The sequence below is a fragment of the Halopseudomonas salina genome (genome assembly GCF_014637955.1).
In the GTDB taxonomy this organism is placed as follows: Bacteria; Pseudomonadota; Gammaproteobacteria; order Pseudomonadales; family Pseudomonadaceae; genus Halopseudomonas; species Halopseudomonas salina.
Genome location: NZ_BMFF01000005.1, coordinates 183,410 through 202,679 on the forward strand (window position 1 = coordinate 183,410; position 19,270 = coordinate 202,679).

8 protein-coding genes are annotated in these 19,270 nt (G+C 58.1%); 6 read left to right on the forward strand and 2 right to left on the reverse strand.

Features of this window, described 5'->3' with window-relative positions:
* Positions 1-14: 14 nt before the first annotated feature.
* Both IEV54_RS12925 and IEV54_RS12930 read right to left on the reverse strand, forming a co-directional pair.
* Positions 15-3,605, reverse strand: a complete 3,591-nt coding sequence (locus IEV54_RS12925) for a tetratricopeptide repeat protein (protein ID WP_150278044.1) — start codon at positions 3,603-3,605, stop codon at positions 15-17.
* Positions 3,583-6,417, reverse strand: a complete 2,835-nt coding sequence (locus tag IEV54_RS12930; RefSeq protein ID WP_150278043.1) for a bifunctional glycoside hydrolase/polysaccharide deacetylase family protein — start codon at positions 6,415-6,417, stop codon at positions 3,583-3,585. Before IEV54_RS12930 ends, IEV54_RS12925 begins: the two co-directional genes overlap by 23 nt.
* Positions 6,418-6,667: 250 nt before the next feature.
* Between IEV54_RS12930 and IEV54_RS12935 the strand changes: the two genes are divergently transcribed.
* From IEV54_RS12935 to IEV54_RS12960, 6 genes are all read left to right on the forward strand, one after another.
* Positions 6,668-10,534: a DUF1631 family protein gene (locus IEV54_RS12935; RefSeq protein ID WP_150278042.1), complete on the forward strand. Its 3,867-nt coding sequence runs from the start codon at positions 6,668-6,670 to the stop codon at positions 10,532-10,534.
* Between the two features lie 133 nt (positions 10,535-10,667).
* A complete protein-coding gene (gene glpD, locus IEV54_RS12940) occupies positions 10,668-12,200 on the forward strand; it encodes a glycerol-3-phosphate dehydrogenase (RefSeq protein WP_150278041.1) in 1,533 nt (510 codons plus the stop codon).
* A 98-nt stretch (positions 12,201-12,298) separates the two neighbouring features.
* Positions 12,299-13,882, forward strand: a complete 1,584-nt coding sequence (locus tag IEV54_RS12945) for a peptide chain release factor 3 (protein ID WP_150278040.1) — start codon at positions 12,299-12,301, stop codon at positions 13,880-13,882.
* A 155-nt stretch (positions 13,883-14,037) separates the two neighbouring features.
* Complete coding sequence (locus IEV54_RS12950; RefSeq protein ID WP_150278039.1) at positions 14,038-17,937, forward strand: DUF1631 family protein; 3,900 nt, start codon at positions 14,038-14,040, stop codon at positions 17,935-17,937.
* Between the two features lie 3 nt (positions 17,938-17,940).
* Complete coding sequence (locus IEV54_RS12955; RefSeq protein ID WP_150278038.1) at positions 17,941-18,735, forward strand: TatD family hydrolase; 795 nt, start codon at positions 17,941-17,943, stop codon at positions 18,733-18,735.
* Between the two features lie 49 nt (positions 18,736-18,784).
* A complete protein-coding gene (locus IEV54_RS12960) occupies positions 18,785-19,249 on the forward strand; it encodes a hypothetical protein (protein ID WP_150278037.1) in 465 nt (154 codons plus the stop codon).
* Positions 19,250-19,270: the final 21 nt, after the last annotated feature.

The window sequence follows — 19,270 nt, forward strand, 5'->3', positions numbered from 1 at the left end:
TTTGAATAACATAATCAGCGTCCGAATCTCTTGCTATAAGTCAGTTCCAGAATGCCGCCAGCCTCCGCATCGGTGCCTCGCGGCTCCGACTGATAACCAAAGGTCAACGCCAGCTCGTCATCACCGAGGACCCGCGAACCGACCCCGGTGCTCAGACCGTAGGTGAACTGGCTATCAACCCAGTCCCACCCCGCCTGTACGTCCACCAGCCATGTGTACTCAGGCTGGCCACGGTTGAGTGCGCCGGGGAAGCCCCTGCGCCATGAAGTACCGGCGTACAACCGGCCGTACTCTTCCTGCAAGAGTCCTGACGCTTCTATCACGTCGAACTCCACTGGTCCGCCATCTGCCACGGTAAGGTCGTCAAGCTGCCGACGGCTCAGATTGTTGCGCTGATAGTCGATACCTGCCCGTGCCACCCATGTCGGCCCTTCAAAACGTTGGATCTGGTTGAACTCGATATTGAAGGCGGTGCCGTTACCCAGGCTATGCCCATAACGAGTGCCGTAGGCGCGCTGTTCAATCGACCAGGAAAGCTGATCTCGTGCTGAAAATCCGTGAATACCGGCTACGTAGATCGAGTCCTGGGTACCGACGGCACGCATGAAACCGCTGTCGAGGCTCTCCTGATTCCAACCCAGACCCACTTCAAGCTGGTCACGCCCACCCAACTGCCAGGTGCGCGAGGCGCCTACGCCAACACGATCCTCATCGGCGCGGCTGCTGCTATCTACTGTCAAGGCAATACGCCCGTCTTCCAGCTTGCGGCTCAGGGTGACGCGGGCATTCTTTTCCGTACCCAGTACGCTGCTATCGAGGTCGTCAGCCTTGTAGTTCAGGCGCTCGAGATCAACGCTGGTGTACCAGTCATCGGCGACATTGCCGGCGATGGTCGCGTGGGTGCCACTGAGCTCGACACCCCCCAGGTCTTCGCGGCGCCAGCCGATCCGTGCGCCTTGGGGAATACGTGACTGGATATCCACGGCCTGTCGACGCAGTTGCTGATCGACAATAGTCGGGTTGCCGCCGCCCAAGTGGCTCAGTGCAAGGCCTAAGGCGGTACTCTCCTCGCCCAGGCGGTCTAGCGCCTCGACGTTCTGAGCCGGATCAAGTTCGCCCGTGGCAACCAGCTTGGTGAGCATGTCACGGTTATAGTTACGCAGAGCTTCCTGCATGCTGTGATAAGCATTGATATCCAGGCCATGACTTCGACCCCAGGCTTGCCAGGCGTCTTTCTGCGACGGCTGGTTGATAATATCCAGTTGGGTCAGCATGCGGTCGAACCAGAGTTGCAACATTGCCGGCGAACCGTCCTGCCACTGCATGGCCTGCTTCTCTGAACGCAGACCCGAATGACTGGCCGCCAACAGGCGCAGCCACACTGCGTAACGCTGGGGCGCCACTTCAGGCGATTCGAATGCCATACGGGGTGCATCGCCCGGGCGCGTCTCGAACTCCTCTACCAACTGGTGGCGTAGACGCTGGGCCAGATCGAAACGCTCCGCCGCTTCCAGGCCATCAACGTAAGCAGCTCGGGCAAGCCAGTCGTAGGGGTTGGCGCGCAGGTGCATGCGATACCACGCAAGGGCCTCTTCGTGCCTGCCGAGCATCTGATTGGCGGCGGCAAAAGGTAGCCACATATTCCCGTTACGACGTGCAAAGGCTCGCCAGCGATGGGTCATCAAAGGCAGGTCTGCAGTGCGACGGTGATCGATGAAGAACCACATCAAACGTTCGCGCACCAAGGGGCTGCCTGGATACCTGGCGAGGGCAGAACGGTAGATACGCGTCGCGGTATCAAGATCGCCATCGCGCTCTGCCAGCCAGCCTCTGGCCAGCATGACCTGAGGACGGAGCGCCACCGAGGGTTGTTCATCTGCCTCGGCTAGCAGGGTACGCAGAAGATCGATATCGCCCAGGACGATAGCCATATCCAGCGCCATCACCAGGTAACCTGGATCGCCCCGCTCGCGCCAGCCTGCCAGAAGCATCTCCAGCGCCTTGCGCGGCTGCTCCAGGCGATAGAGCTCGATCAGGTCGCTCTCTTCACCACTGTTCAGAGCAATGCCCTTCTCGAGCATTCGCTCGTAGGCATTGCGCAACTCGTCGTCACGCTCGAGCTCCCACGCGAGGCCAGCCAGGGTCCGCCAGTATTCAGGGTCATCGATATTACGGTTGTCGATATCGAGAATATCCCAGGCGCGCTCGGGCTGATAAATGCGCCAGTAGGCGCTGGCCCATTCAATTCGTTCGGTAGTGCTCAGCTCAAAGCGGCTGGCCATGTCATCCCAGACGGCGGTCTGTGCCTCGAACTGCTGAGTGTGCTCCAGATTCTGCAGAAGACGCACCCAGGCCATGCGATGGCTGGGATAACTGCGAAGATACTGGCGCAACCAGGCTTCGGTGCGTGCGGGCTGACCCAGCGACTCATAACCGAATACCAGCGCATCGAGCTTCTCTTCAGAGAGCCTGCGATCGCCCGCGGTTGGCTCAAGCAGGGCTATCCCCTGCTGGTAATCGTATAACTGAAAAGCCAGGCGCCAGGCGTGTTCGCGGGCCTGGGGATCCTCGCGCAAATTCAGGTATTGAGTCCAGTAATCCAGGGCCGCGCGGCTATTACCAAGCCATTCTCCAAGTTGAGCCATCTGGCGCAGAAGGTCCGGATCTTCGGGGCGCAGAGCCAGCAGCAGATCACCAGTTTCCCAGGCTTCACGCAGGTTGCCCTGGGCGAGCTCCAGGCGAAACTGAGCGTCGACTGGTTCTGCACTATAGGGCTGAAGCTCACGCCAGCGGGCGACAAGAATGGCTGCAAGGTCCATTCGCTGGCTACCCACTGCCATCTGAACGCCCTGCTTGAGCCAGGCGGCGTCCGCTTCGGTATCAGTCAGCTCGGCGCGCTCCCTGACCAGCAGTCTGGAAGCCTGATCACCGGCACCAACAGCCAGCAGTGCATCATAGGCGCGGCGCAGATAATATCGGCGATCCTCTACCTCTTCGCTGGCTGCAAGGATATCCAGATAGACCATCGCCGCCTTGCCAGACTGGTTGCTTGCCAGATACCAGCGAGCAGCACGCTTGAGGTAAGGCAAGTGCTCTTCCGGTACTCGAAGTGCGAGCGAGTGGTAAACGTCAGCCGCCAACCAGGGCATTTCCATGCGCAGCGCAAGGTCTGCCCAGTGACGCGCCTGCTCCACCGACAACTGCCGGTGGTCGTATGCCATCAACTGGGCACGGGCTGGCTCCAAGCGACTCGGATCCTGGCCGTGCAGTGCACTGAGCGCATCAATCTTCAGCCGATAGTATTCCATCTGGCCGACATCTGGATTTTCCCAGCCCAGCAGGTGACGTCGCGCGCGGCTGTACTGTCCCAGGTCGACCAGCAGCTGAACCAGATCAAGCCGCAACTCGTCATCTTCAGGTCGTGAAGCGAGAAGAACCTCGGCGTAGCTCGCTGACACATCGTCGGCTCGCTCCTGCTCGTCAGGGAGGAATACGTCCTCACTGTTGTAGGTCAACACCAGGACACCGCCTATTGCCGCAGCGGAAAACGCGAGCGTCCAGGGGCTGACCAGCCGAACGGATTTACTCGCAGACGAGTTGCGCATCACTCACCTGTTTAGTCGATAGGGAAAAATGCCAGAGCCCATTTGCCGCACGACCGCTGATCTTCCGACCACCGACATTTAGGCGACAGGCGGACGAGGAGCGGACAGAGAAGGCGATGGGAAACTCACCGGCAAATGAAAGTTCAACCCGCCGGGCGTCGAGATACCGCCAGGCAGTCAAGGGGACATTGGCCTCTTCAAGGGCCGGAGCAGAGTCGCGAACGGCTTGCAGCGCGAGCACTGCACGATTATCACTGAGATGGACGTAACGGCCCTGCGGGAGGTCAATCACACCTGCAACCCCTGTGGAGGCCAACATGTCTGGCCACCCCATATCCGGATCAATCCGTACCGTACGCAAGCCCTGCAGCGCGCTGATGTGCCATTTGCCATTTGAGGCGCGGGCCAGGGAAGCTGTGTGCAGACCATGGGCCCGCATCAGATACTCACTCATCCACAGGGATATCGGCTCCTGATCGAGCATATGTCGATAGATATCACCCATTACCTTGATCGCCGCCGGCTTGGTACCGGAGTAGAAATGGTAGTAAAGGTGCAGACCGCGCATGCGTCGCGGCGAGTCGGTCAGTTCGAAGGTATCTATCACATCGCGGAAGCCGTAGTAGGGCCCCTGCCACAAATTGGTGTAGACGTTTTCGTTGATGATGGGGGCGAAAACCTGCAGCCCACCTGAAGTCGGACGCAGCAGCGGATACAACCCGGTCAGCGAGGGATCCGCACGGGTCAGCCGGGTCTCTCCACCGTTGACGTTCAACATGCCGGCGTCGTAGGCGAGCTTGATCGTTGCAGCATCGGGGATCGCGTCGCCAGTCCAGAAGATCATGTTGACCGGTTTGTCCGCCGGAGCCAGCCGACTCTGCACATAATCGCGCGAACCGATGACTTCCCGTTGAAAATCGATCGTGTCATAGCCCGGGATTGGCATCATCAGACCGTAGTCAGCCTGAAAACCCTCACGCTGGATTTCTCTCTCGGCCTGCCAGAAGTAGGGGTGGCTGTAGGTGTGGGTAGCCGGCTCCACGCGCCCATGGGCGAGTATGCGTTGGGCGATAGGCTCAAGTTCGCGAGCCAGATAGGGGTACATTCCCTTGGGTCCTACCTCACCTTCAATAAAGGACACCGAGGTCAGCAGTGGGTAGGGCTTGATGAAATCGTTCAGCACAATGGTGCCGGCGTAGGGAGTCCCGGGCACTTCAGCACGGGACGGGAAGCCATCCCCGTCGATGTGCACTGTGGCGATTCGACGGCCATTTTCAGTGGTCGCATCAGGGGCCGGAAACGGGGCCAGCTGCAGGGCTTTTTGCAGAAAAGCGAAGGGGTCTACAATCCAGCGACGGGTGTCGTCCTCACCCTCGAATACGTAGGGCGCCAGCGCTATACCACCCCAGTCACCCGTCACTACAGGGGTATGCTCGCGGCCATTGTCGTCAACCAGCACCAGAGCTGCGTGGTCTGAACTGGACGCCGATTGAGTGCCGATGGCAATCATTCCCCGCGAACGCACGATCAGGGGGGCTTCGAACTCACCGATAAGCAGCGGGTCATGGCTGACCATTTTCAGGCCAGAAGCCGGCTGATCACCATTACGCTGCAGGCCGAATTTGTTGAGAATGGCAGCGTCATCTACCGGCAGGCCCTGAAAGAATGCCAGCGGAATACCCTCCTCCATCCGGTTGAGTATCCACCTGTTGAATTTGCCACTTTCAGGCGGCGCGCCAGAGGTCATCCAGATAATGGCCCCTGCATAGAGCCCGGTCATCGAGGAGGCAGGAAGAGAATCATCCACCGGCATGTAATCAATGCGGTAACCCATGTACTCAAGCAAGCCGCCGAGAGACCTGAAGCCCCCACTTCGGGTGAGCTCGCCTTCGCGGGGATCATAGAGCAGCGCAATGCGGCGGGGCTGTACTTCGATGCTGCTCACACCGAGCGTTGCCAGCTCGGGCGTCCCCACATATGGGACATAACCTTCGTCCACGAGACGACCGGCCAGCTCCCGTGCCTCTTCACGACGGTCGGTGGGCAGATAATCAATGGCAACGATAGGAATGCCCCGCTCACGCAGCGGCTGCAGTGCATTGACTAACCAGGCGCGATCTTCTTCCGGCACCGGACTATAAGCCCGATTGCGGGCATTCCAGCCCGCATGAATGGATTCAACTGCAACGGCTGCAACACCCTTATGCATATCGGGAAGTACTTCAAAACCCCGATTGAAAAACAGTTTGAGTTGCGGATGAAGCCGATTTATTTCCTGCAAAACACTTAATAGTGCGGAACGTTGGGCTGCGCGTCGGTCTTCGGGAAGGAGAGTAAAGCTGTCCAAGGTATCAAGGAACAAACCGCTGTAGCCCAGACGAGCGTAGTCTGAGGCCCGCTCGAGAAGGTGATTACGCCAGCGTGGGCTGGTGAGATCCATCACGCTACTGTTCCAGCTATCGTTGCGCGCCTCACTGGCTGCCTCGTCGCGCAGACCAGGATCCAGTTGAGCCTGGTGCTCATCAAGCTCACCTACGGAAAGATAGGCAAATGGCTCTGAGCCCTGCGCGGTAACGAAAAGGACGTCTGCTGCAGACACGTGTGCCGGTTCGAACACGACCCAATCAAACTGGGACAATTCCGACAGGGGCGGTTGCTCTGCGTACCAGAAAGCCACGCTAGCAGGAGCAGAAGCACCGGCTTCGGCTCTCACCAGGCCAGCCATTGCGAAAAGCGACAGGAAAAGGGTAATCAGGAGCCCGAAAGGCTTACCGATACTGACTGCTAACTGGCGAAAACTACAATCTATCATTCCAATCCCTTGATTTTGCATAGGCAACAATCCGACTGTCACTTTATGAAACGGTTCACATTGTCGCCACAAAATATAGCTAACTGCTATTATGCCAAAATACTAACACCTGTGAAAAGTATCACAACACATGCGTCAATAAATTAACAAATTAATTCGTACTCACAGTAATCTAGCAAGATTACAGTCCCGCGTGAGAGACAAAACCCGCATAAGACCGTCTTCGTCTATAGTCCCCTTGGGTGTCGTCATGGAAAAGAGAAGTTGGCCAAGAAAGGCCGCCAGATTCAATGCCCGACTCAGCTTGTTGCATAGCCATTATCCCTGCGTGGTCCGCGATTTCAGCCAGACAGGCGTACTTGCCAGCCTAAGCAGGCAGGCATTGAACTCACTTGGCCAGCACGCCCTCGAGCAACCGCTTACAGGGCAGTTGCACCTTACCAGCGCAGGCCGCAGCACAGTACTTGAGGTCGAGCTCGCACGGGTTACCGACCAGGGCGCCGGCCTGCGCCTCCTTAACCCCGGCAGTGATCATTATTACGCCTTGCAGTGCGCTGCCGGGCTGGCCGACAACTCGGCAAGCACAGCCAACCAGACTGCATCCGGCCCCAGCAAAATGCTGGATCCGGCAGAGAAAGAAACGCTCGCCAGAGCGGCGCAAAGCCTGTTCGGTCGTTTTCTCGAACTTCAGCTTCCCGGCTATTTTGACCAGCTGGAAGGGGCACTGGTGCTCGAAACCGACCGTCAAAAAAACCAGAATGCTCAGCAGCCGTTTTTTGATGCTGTTGCGCTACTGCGCAGGCAACGACCACGCGTATTACTTGCCGTGGTTAATCGTCTAAACCAAGCCGTTCTGAACGCCGCATCCGGCAATCAGGCCGCAAAGCAACCGATGGCGCGCGAACCGGCAGCGAGCAACACGCTGGAGCTGGTGGAAAAAGAGGACTTCGAGGACTGGCTGGTTGTTCGAGTGGCAGTTTCGCGCGCAGACTCCCAGGTGCGCGAAGCGATGATCGAACTGCAGCTGCGCATTGATGCTGCTTTTGCGAGTAAAACCGGGCATCGGCTGTTCAACCCCTTCTCTCCCGCCGCCTTGTGCCACACCCTGTCCGAGGTCATCCGCCCCCTGGGCCTGAAAAATGCCGTGCTAGAAGTGGTGTTTCGCGTGTTTCAAAGCCATATTCTGGACAAGCTGCCGGGGATTTACACCGAACTGAACACCCTGTTTACCGAGGCCCGGGTGCTGCCACGCCTGGATGTGAACCGCTACCTGGCCGACCAGGCGCGCTCCGAAGCCACGCACAACGAGCTACCACGCCAGCTGGGCCCAACAGAGATACCACCAGACAAGCCCCAGGTAGCAGACCAGCCGGGAACCGCCGATTCGTCACCCCGAGTGCCTGCCAGTGCATTCAATGTTGTCACCCGGCTCAATTCCCTGCACCGCCGCTCCGATTCAAACTCGGCGTGGTACGCGCCCGCGGATGCCGCGGCAGAAATGCCTGAATTTGATGAACAAAGCGCTGTGCTGACGATGCTGGCGCTTGGAAACATGAAGGCGCGACTACTGAATACAGCCGCGGTTTACAGACCCCTGTCACTAAGGCAGCAACTGCTTGATGCGGCGCCGGCGGGTCATATGATGTGTGAGCGCGAGCTGGACGCAGTGGAGATGATCGAGGGTCTGTTCCAGAGCATCGCCAGCAGCGAAAGGGTAGCCGACGACCTGCAGGACGATCTGCACAGCCTGCAAATCCCCCTGTTGCGGATCATGCTGACAGATCCCGAGCTGTTCAATGCACCCGCCCACCCTGCCCGCCAGGCCATGAACCATCTGGCGCTGCTGGTGGATCAGGACAGCATCAACCTGACCGCCAATCGCCAACCGATCCGTCAGTCCATTCAACAGATTCTGGGAAGCGAAGACGATGTCGACGGGTTCGTCCAGGCATTGCCCGCACTGGAGGAACTGGTGCTGCGTGAGCAACGCATCATCGATCGGAACCGACAGCGCATCAGGGAAAAATGCACTGGTCAGCAACGCCTGACTCAGGCCACACGACGGGTCGAACGCGAGCTGACGTACATGCTGGACCGGGCCATACCCATAGTCATTCTAGATATTGTGGAGCAGGGCTGGCGGGAATACATGCGCCTGGCATGTCTACGCCAGGGCGCTGACAGCAAGGAGTTTGCTGATACCATCGAGGCGCTTCAGGCGATTCTTCTGTACCTGCAACCCGAGCGTGCTCCTGATCAGCTACCCGCAGGCTCCGCGAGCGAGCTGATCGAACCCGTGGCCTGCGGACTGTCCAGGGTGTCCCAGGGGACAGATTCCAGGGATGCGCTCACAGACTCACTGCGTGTCCTGCTAGATACCGGCATCACCCCTACAACCCCGATGGCGCACTACACCGGTGCCGAGCTGGACAGCGAGGTTCTGGAAAAACGTCTGGCTGAACAGACAGATACTGATGAGCATCTCCTGCGCTGGCTAAAGCGCGCGCGGGCACTGGAAACCGGGCAATGGTTTGAGGTCACATCAGAGTCAACTCCAACCCAACTGCTGCAGTTGTTGTGGGTAGCAGAGGACACCGACCAGTTCATGTTCGCCAACCGCCAGGGTACCCGCAGTCTCGCCCTGCCCCTCGATGACGTTGCCAGGCGCCTGCGTGACGGCAGTCTGGAGCCGATGCATGAGGCTGCCCTGCCCGCAGTGGATCAGGGGCTGGATGCACTGATCCAGAAAATGTATGACAAGCTGGCGTTTGACTCTTCCCACGACCAGTTGACCGGACTGCAGACCCGCAAGGAATTCTCACGCCGCCTGGCCCAATGCGTTGAGAGGGCCAGCCAAGCCACACAGACCTATACGCTGATTTTTATCGACATCCAGCAGTTCAAGGTCATTAACAATACCTGTGGCTACGAAGCCGGGGACCGGTTTCTTCGCGAGCTTGCCGAACGCCTGCGATCCATTGCTGGCACCGCGGGAAACCTTGTCACAGAGAAAGAGAAAGAGAAAGAGAAAGAGACCATTATTGGCCGGGTAGGTGCAGACCAGTTCGCCCTGTTGCTGCCGGTGCCCTCAGACAGCCTGGGTTACCGCCTTGCGGTGGAGATCAAGTCAGCGATAGAAACCAACCGTTTTGTCGAAAACGGCCAGAGTTTTGTCATCCACGCTGCCATCGCGATGCTCGGTTTTGATCACCGCAACAAGAAGGTCATGGAGCTCCTGCGCTCGGTCGAAACGGCCTCGGAGCTGTCCAAACGAGCCGGCTCCAAGGATATCCAGGTGGTACTACCCGGCGATGGGCGACTCGAACAGCTGGATGAGGTCATGACCTGGGTTACGCGCATAAACCGCGCCCTTGACGACGACAATCTGAAACTGCGCTGTCAGATGATCGCCCCGCTGGCCGGCGCTGGTGGCCAGAAACTGCCCCACTACGAAGTCCTGCTGACCGTCATCGATGACCAGGGCGAACACATGCCACCGGCTGGCTTTATCAAAGCAGCAGAAGACTATAACCGCATGGGCTCGGTAGATCGCTGGGTTATCGAGACTGTCCTGCGCTGGATGATGGAGCACCCTGAGCAATTGCGCCTGTCTGGCGGTTTTTCAATCAATCTGTCCGGACACTCGATGAACGACGAGACCTTTCTGGATTTCATATTTGACGCCCTGGTGCGCTACCAGGTACCCCGCGACAAGCTGATCTTCGAAATAACCGAAAGTACCGCCGTCGCCAATCTTGAAGACGCCGCGGACTTCATCGCTGAAATGCGCAGTATCGGCTGTCGTTTTTCCCTGGACGATTTCGGTGTAGGCCAATCGTCCTATTCCTACCTCAAGCGGCTACCAGTGGATTTCATCAAGATCGACGGCACTTTCATACGGGATATCACCAGCAGCGATGTGGATTTTGCCCTGGTGCGCTCCATTACCGAGATGGGTCATTACCTGCAAAAGCAGGTGGTGGCTGAACACGTATCCAACCAGGAAATACTGGCGACGGTCACGGCGATTGGTGTCGACTACGCTCAGGGCCATGTCCACGGTTTGCCGGTGCTCCTGGACCATCTGGGCGTCCCCGGCCCACATCTGGAGCCATAGACGACAATACAAAGCTACGTGCCGTAGTGCGCTGCAACACTCCTAAGGGTGTCGTAACATCCAGGCGCATGACCCTGATACACATTGATGTGTATTATTGAACGACACTTTTATCAGCGATCAGGTCTGTTCGATGTCACAGCTTCAGTCAGCGCAGCAAATTGAGGACGTCATCGTCATTGGTGGCGGCGTCAATGGCAGCGGTATTGCAATGGATGCTGCCGGGAGAGGCCTGAAGGTGCTGCTTTGTGAGATGGGCGACCTTGGCTCGGCCACCTCCTCGCGCAGCAGCAAGCTGATTCACGGCGGTTTGCGCTACCTCGAATTCTACGAATTCCGCCTTGTACGTGAGGCCCTGGCCGAGCGGGAGGCGCTACTACGCAATGCTCCGCACATAATGTGGCCCATGCGCTTTCGCCTGCCCCACCGACCACATCTTCGGCCAGCATGGATGATCCGTATCGGTCTGTTTCTTTATGATCATCTGGCCAAGCGCGAACTGCTACCGGCCTCCCGCGGCTTGCGATTCGGACCTGACAGCCCTCTGGTAGAGAGCATTGATCGTGGTTTCGAATACTCCGATGGCTGGGTAGACGATGCGCGACTGGTGGTGCTCTGCGCTACGGCCGCACGTCAGCAAGGCGCTACGATACGCACCCGCAGCCGTTGTATCCGGGCCGAGAGGGTAGACGGAATGTGGCATGTGACCCTGCAGGACCTGTCAACCGGCAAAACCAGCCAACATCAATGCCGCGCCCTGATCAATGCAGCCGGCCCCTGGGTCAGCAGTCTGTTCAGTGATGCCTTGCAGCAACCCGCTCCCAAACAGATACGCATGGTAAAGGGCAGCCATATCGTAGTGCCGCGGATGGCTATTGGCGAGCAAGCCTACATCCTCCAGAACGAGGATGGGCGAATCGTTTTCGTCATCCCTTATGAGGATGATTTCTCGTTGATCGGTACTACGGATGTCGACTACCAGGACGACCCTTCCGTAGTGAGCATTTCCCCCGACGAAACCAGCTATCTGATCAGGGTGGTCAACGATCACTTTCGTGAAAAGCTGAGAGAAGATGACGTAGTCTGGACTTTTTCCGGGGTCCGCCCACTGATGGACGATGAGTCGTCCTCCGCGCAAAAAGCCTCCCGCGATTACAGCTTTGAACTGGACGCTGCACCTGGCCAGGCGCCCCTGCTCTCCGTATTTGGCGGCAAGATAACCACTTACCGCAAACTGGCAGAGGCGGCAGTTGACAACCTTGGCGAATTCTTTCCTGAGGCTGGGCCAGCCTGGACACGCTATGCCAGCTTACCGGGAGGGGATTTTGCTGATCATGCCTCCCTTGCTGCAGATATCGCGCGTCACCGCCCATGGCTGCCAACCACACTGGTAGCACGCTGGGTGCGCACCTATGGCACGCTTGTGCAGAACCTGCTGCGCGACTGCACCAGCTTGGGCGATCTGGGTGAACATTTCGGTGCTGGTCTGTATGCCCTAGAAGTGGAGTATCTGGTAACCCACGAATGGGCAATCACGGTTGAGGACATATTGTGGCGCCGAACCAAGCTTGGCCTGCATCTTCAGCATGCCGATACCGCTCAGCTAAGTGCCTGCATCGAGCGGGCCAGTGCCAACCGACTGGACAGGACACCCTGTCCCGCCTGATCCGGGCAGAGATGGCGGCACAGGCATGAGATCAACCCGGCTTATGGGGTATAATCGCCGGCTAAATTCAATACGCCAGCTATTCAGCAAGGGTCTCAATGAGCAACAACGCCGCCGAAGTCGCCAAACGCCGTACTTTCGCCATTATCTCGCACCCCGACGCGGGTAAGACAACCATCACCGAGCGGCTACTGTTGATGGGCCAGGCGATCAACGTGGCGGGCACCGTAAAGGCGCGCAAGTCCGACCGCCACGCGACGTCCGACTGGATGGCGATGGAGAAGCAGCGTGGCATCTCGGTAAGTACCTCGGTCATGCAGTTTCCCTACCGTGAATGCATGATCAACTTGCTGGACACCCCCGGCCACGAAGATTTCTCCGAAGACACCTACCGCACCCTGACCGCGGTCGACTCGGCGCTGATGGTGCTCGACGGCGGCAAGGGCGTGGAGCCACGGACCATTGCCCTGATGGACGTATGTCGTCTTCGCGACACGCCTATCGTCAGTTTTGTGAACAAGCTCGATCGGGATATACGCGACCCTATCGAACTGCTCGATGAAATCGAGGCGGTACTGAATATCAAGGCTGCACCCATTACCTGGCCCATCGGCTGCTACCGGGACTTCAAGGGTGTCTACCATCTGACTCGGGACGAGATCATCGTGTACGAGACCGGCCATGGGCATGAACGCACCGTTAGCCGCATCATCAGCAAGCTGGATTCGGACGAGGCCCGCGAACATCTCGACGACCTTTACGACAGCTTCGTCGAGGAGCTCGAACTGGTACAGGGCGCCTGCCACGACTTCGACCGTCAGGCCTTCCTCGACGGCAAGATGACACCGGTATTCTTTGGTACCGCCCTGGGTAACTTTGGTGTGGACCAGGTGCTTGATGCGATCGTCGACTGGGCTCCACCACCCTTGCCGCGCGCCGCCAACGAACGCACTGTACTGCCCGCCGAAGACGCCTTTACCGGCTTCGTGTTCAAGATTCAGGCGAACATGGACCCCAAGCACCGCGACCGTATCGCCTTCATGCGTATCTGTTCCGGCCAGTACGAGAAGGGCATGAAACTGCATCACGTGCGTACTGGCAAGGAGCTGCGGGTACCCGATGCCCTGACCTTCTTTGCCGCCGAGCGCGAGCACTTGGAAGAAGCCTGGGCTGGGGACATCATTGGTTTGCACAACCACGGCACAATCCAGATTGGCGATACCTTCAGCCAGGGCGAAAGCCTTGGATTCACCGGCATACCGCATTTCGCACCCGAGCTGTTCCGTCGTGTTCGTCTGAAGGATCCGCTCAAGTCCAAGCAGTTACGCCAAGGGCTGCAGGAGCTGGCCGAAGAAGGTGCGACCCAGGTATTTTTCCCCGAGCGCAGCAACGACATTATCCTCGGCGCGGTCGGCGTCCTACAGTTCGATGTGGTCGCCAGTCGCTTGAAGGAGGAGTACAAGGTCGAGTGCATATATGAGCCGGTCACCGTCTGGTCGGCGCGCTGGGTCGAGTCGGATAACAAGAAAAAGCTCGAGGAGTTCAGCAACAAGGCGATGGAGAATCTGGCGATCGATGGCGGCGGACACCTGACCTACCTCGCGCCAACCCGGGTCAACCTGGGTCTGACAGAGGAGCGCTGGCCAGACATTCGCTTCCTCGCGACCCGGGAGCACCACTGATCCTGCGCCTCGCCATTTGTAACTGAAGGCCACTCAAAAGATCACCCGAAGAGGTGAATATTTAATGCGTTCTCGCATATTGACTGATTTTCCGGTCTAACAGCGCTAGACTGAAACGCAAGGAAATTTCCAGCGGTCGTTATCAGGATTCAGTTGTGGATAAAAGGCGATACGCGCGCCAGAGTGTTTCGATAGATGCCATCTTCCGCGTCGATGGAATCGAGGACTTTGGCTGCTGCATCAAGGATTTCAGTCAGGGCGGACTACTGCTTTCGCTCAATGACGTCCGTCGCACAAGGCAGCTGCATGCACTGGTCGATAACAGCACTATCAATACGGCTGTTCTGTTTGGCAGAGGTGCTGACCGCACTCAGGTCCCCGTCCATATCGTCCATGCTTCCGGAAATGGCATTGGTCTGCGATTTCATCAGGACAATCCTCCACAGCTGGACATGTTGCAACAAACCGCAACGAGCGATAGTGCGCACTGGCATCCTACCCCTGGTCAGCGCCCGCTGACCCACGCACGGCAAGCGAGCCTTATAGGCGGCACAAACCAGTTGGTACGCCGCTTTTTCGACACCCATATGCCGCACTTTTTCAAGCACCTGGACGATGTGCTGGGCCAGGAAGCAGATGCAGGCAAAACACTCGATGGACGCCAGAAACTACTCGACGCCCGAGCCCTGCTGCACGTGCAGGAATCACGCATCGGATCTCAGGTTATCGACTCGGTTACCAGCGAAGCACTAGCCCTTACCGGCATATCGCAGGCTGGCCAGGTGGGCGCTGACGAACAGCCCGGACATACACGGTCGACATTGGCTCTGATCGAGAAAGACGAATTCGAAGACTGGCTGGTGGTCCGCGTTTCGATTTCCAAGGCGGAACTACACCTGCGTTCACAACTGCTCGAATTGCAGCTTCGCCTGGATGCCGCATTCTCGAACCCGCAGACTCCCGAGGTCAGTAACCCCTATTCGCCATCGGCTCTGGGGCTTGCCCTGGCAGATGCAATCCGCCATCTGCATCTGGGCAACCAGGCACTAAGGCTGATTTTTCAGGTTTTTCACGAAGTCATATTGTTGGAGCTTGATGCTGTCTATACGGCACTCAATGGGCTGCTGATCGACGCCGGAGTGCTGCCCGATCTCAACGTCAGTCGCTACCTGGCCAGCCAGAATGCGCATCCGTCTCAGGCCGACAGGGTTTCCAATGTGCCAACGGCGCAGGAACCAACAGCACCCACACTGACCCCAACAGCCATCGTCGAAGAGCAAAGAACCGGGGGCGACGCGGACGCCCCGGGCACCACCCGCCATACAGGTTCTTTCGCCAGCATTGGCGGCCAGGTACAACCCGCAAGCAGTCCGGTCGGACGTATAAAGGCCGCCTTTACCGCGGCATCCCGTCTCTGGTCGATGCAGCGCCATCTGTCCGGCGCCCCCAGCGGCACAAGCCGCCCTGCAGTCGAGGATATTACGCCGTCGGGTCCTCCCCAGATAGAAGTGCTCGATGCGCTGCATCAGGTGCAAAATGACGTCCTCAGAGGGTCTGCACGGCTGGATGAACCCGGCGCCCTGAAGCGCTATCTGCTTGAAGCCGGTGGGATAGATGGCAAGGTCAGCAGCCATGAGTGTGACTCTGCAGACATGGTCGAAGGACTGTTCGACAATATTGTTCAGAACGAACGGGTGCTCGAAGACCTCCGACATGAATTGCGCAAACTCGAGGTTCCGATCCTCAAGGTCATGCTCAAGGACCCGACTCTGTTCTCCGCAGACTTTCACCCGGCGCGTCAGACAGTCAACTACCTGGCTTTGCTATCAGACAGACGCAGCATCAATATCAACCAGAACCGCCCCGTCATTATCGACACCATTGCCAGCCTTCTGCAGGACCAGGGTGACGATAACAGCGGCTTTACCCGTGCTCTGGAAAGTCTGGACGAACTGGTTGGGCGTGAAAAACACTTTTTCGAACGCAACCTGACCCGTGTAACCGAAGCCTGTGAGGGCCAGCAGCGGATCGTCCAGGCCAATCTGCTGATTGACTGGGAGCTGTACCGTCTGCTCGGATCGCAGCCTGTCGCCCAGCCGATAATCGACCTGGTGGATAATGGCTGGAAGGAGCTGATGCGTCTCAGCTACCTGCGTGAAGGGGTCTCCAGCCTGGCGTGGGAAATGACCCTGGTAGTGATTGATCAACTACTGGTGCGAACCGTGCCCGGGGCGTACGACGAGAGCCGTCTGCGCTTCAGTTCGCAGAAGCTGCTGGGGCTGATCGCCAAGGGACTGTCAAAGATCCCCCACTCAGGGCTGGGTCACAAGACCCTGGTGCGCAACCTGGAAATGTTACTGGCCAACCCGGATGATCCCTCAATCAATCAGGTGCAGTTTGTCAGCCCCTTGCAGGAGGAGCCATCTGGTGGCGGGGCACAGGATCGTCAGCTGCAACGGTGGCTCAAGCGCGCACGCAACCTGAAAGTGGGTCAATGGCTGGAAGGCAATGCGCCCGACTCCGAGCCACAGCTGCTCTATCTGGCCTGGGTCGCCGAAGCGTGCAGCCGCTATGTATTCAGCAACCATCGTGGTATGAAGGCCGCTGAACTGACGCTCGAAGAGGTCGCCGAACGACTTCGCGACGGCCGCCTCAGCATCCTCAACGACGAGAGCATGCCGGCCCTCGAACAGGGGCTCGACGCGCTGGTCCAGAAGGTTTATGACAAGCTGGCGCTGGAAACCGCGCACGACCCGCTGACCGGCCTGCGCACCCGCCGCGAATTTGTCCGCTGGTTGACGCAGAGCGTCGACCAGGCTCGGGAAGGAAAGAACCGCTATATCCTGATTTTCATCGACATCATGCAGTTCAAGCTGATCAACAATACCTGTGGCTATGAGGTAGGCGACCAGTTCCTGCGGGATATCGCCGCGACCATCATGGCTGAACTGGAACCGGAGGCTATTGCCGGACGGGTAGGTGTTGATCAGTTCTGCGTGCTTCTTCCCTCCCAATCCCGTCAGGCGGACCATCAGACCGCCGAGCAGCTTAAAAACGCTGTGGAGCGCAGTCGATTTGTCAGCGGTGAGCACAGTTTTACCATACAGTCCGCTGTGGCCATGATGGCTGTTGATGGCGATGCCGTAGATCCTATGGAGCTGCTGAGAACAGTTGAATCAGCAGCAGACCTGAGCAAAAGATCCGGCCACCGGGATATTCAGACGATCAAGCCGGGTGACACCCGTTTCCGCGAGCGCGACGAGGTGATTTCCTGGGTCACCCGCATCAACCACGCCCTGGATGAGGGCCTGCTGAAAGTCCGCTGTCAGAAAATCCAGCCCATCCAGAGCGACAGGGCAGTCGACATGCACTACGAAACCCTGCTCACCGTAGTAGACGAGAATGGCGAGCACCTGCCGCCTGCCGATTTCATCCGTGCCGCCGAAGAATACAATCGAATGGGCGCGGTGGATCGGTGGGTAATTGAAACCGTGCTCAGCTGGATGGCCGAGCACAGGGAGGAGCTGGATGAGTTTGGCGGTTTCTCTATCAACTTGTCGGGGTGCTCGCTCAACGATGACTCCTTCCTCGACTTTATCTTTGCTTCTCTGGTGCGCTTTGATGTACCACGCGACAAGTTGATCTTCGAGGTTACCGAAACCGCGGCCATCGACAACCTCGAGGATGCTGCAGACTTTATCAACGAGATGAAAGAGATCGGTTGCCGTTTCTCCCTGGATGATTTCGGCACGGGCCAATCATCCTATGCCTACCTCAAACGTCTACCGGTCGACTTCATCAAGATCGACGGCACTTTCGTGCGCAATATCGTCACGGACAACTTCGACTACGCACTGGTGCGCTCCATCACTGAAATGGGCCACTTCCTGAACAAGAAGATTGTGGCCGAGTTTGTTTCCAGTCCGGAAATTCTCGACGTGGTCAGCTCCATTGGTGTGGACTACGCCCAGGGCTACCATATCGGGCGCCCCATATTGCTCGAAAACCTGTTTCCGAATTCGGGCACCTTTACAAGCTCCTCCGCCCGGCGCTGAACCATGCGCTACATCGATACCCACACACATCTGGATTTCCCCGTCTTTGCAGCCGACAGAACTGCCGTTATCGAACAGGCCCGCCGTTCGGGCGTGACTCGCCTGGTGGTACTGGGGGTAAGCCAGACCAATTGGCGGGAGGTATGGGATCTGAGCCAGAGGGAAACCTGCGTTTATGCCGCGCTGGGGTTGCACCCGGTCTTTGTCGAAGCGCATCGGGATGAACATCTGACAGAGTTGCGTGAGTGGCTGGGCCAGCTGGCTGGAAACCCCAAATGCTGCGCCGTAGGTGAAATCGGGCTGGACTACTTCGTGAAAGGACTGAATCGCGAGCGCCAACAGCATCTGCTCGAGGCCCAACTGGCGTTGGCCGCTGATTTCGACCTGCCCGCGCTGTTACATGTACGGCGAGCCCATGCACCCACCATAGCCCTGCTCAAGCATGTGAAACTCCGCCGCGCAGGCATCGTGCACGCCTTCTCCGGTAGCCAGGAGGAGGCTCGGGAATACATCCGGCTCGGCTTCAAGATAGGCCTCGGCGGTGCAGCTACCTGGCCCCAGGCCAAGCGAATGCATCGTGTATTGGCGCAGCTGCCGATCGACAGCCTGGTGCTGGAAACCGACTCGCCGGACATGGCGCCGGCGTTTTATCCTCATCAACGAAATACCCCCGGCAATCTTCCACGTATCTGTGAAATACTCGCCATGATTCGCCAAGAACCGGCCGATGTTCTTGCTCGCGCCTGCCTGCAGAACAGCTGTGAATTATTCGGCTGGGATCCATCTGCGATGTGTTGAAGCGCCAGGTCTGGTAAAGTCATACCCCTGTTCCGCGAAGGAGACACTCATGCCTCTGGGCATAGTCCTGCTGCTTGTCTGGCTATTTCTGCTGTTACGCTATCCCCGCATCATGCTCCCCGCAAGCGGCGTGCTGGTTGCTCTCGCCCTGATACTCGCTGCATTTGTCGGGGTGCGTCAATGGCAGAACAGTCAGCACCTGGACCAACTGCACATCAGTATCGACTATCAGCCTGAGGCCTGTGAGTTTGGCAAGCCTCTGCGTGTCCGGATCGACAATCAGAGCGGTCGGATTGCCAGCAATATTGAATGGCAACTGCACGCCGGTCAGGCAGGCCAGCAAAGAAACCTGTTGGATTCCAGCGTGACCGGTGGCGGCTATCGTGTTGGCGAGCCAGTCGCGGCCGGCGGTGATTGGGAGCGCTGCTTTCGCGTTCCACCGCTACGCAGCGGTTATCGCCCATCCGATCTTCGCTACCGAGCAGCAGATTTGAGTGCCCATTTTCACGATTGATCGAAACAGACAAAAGATAAC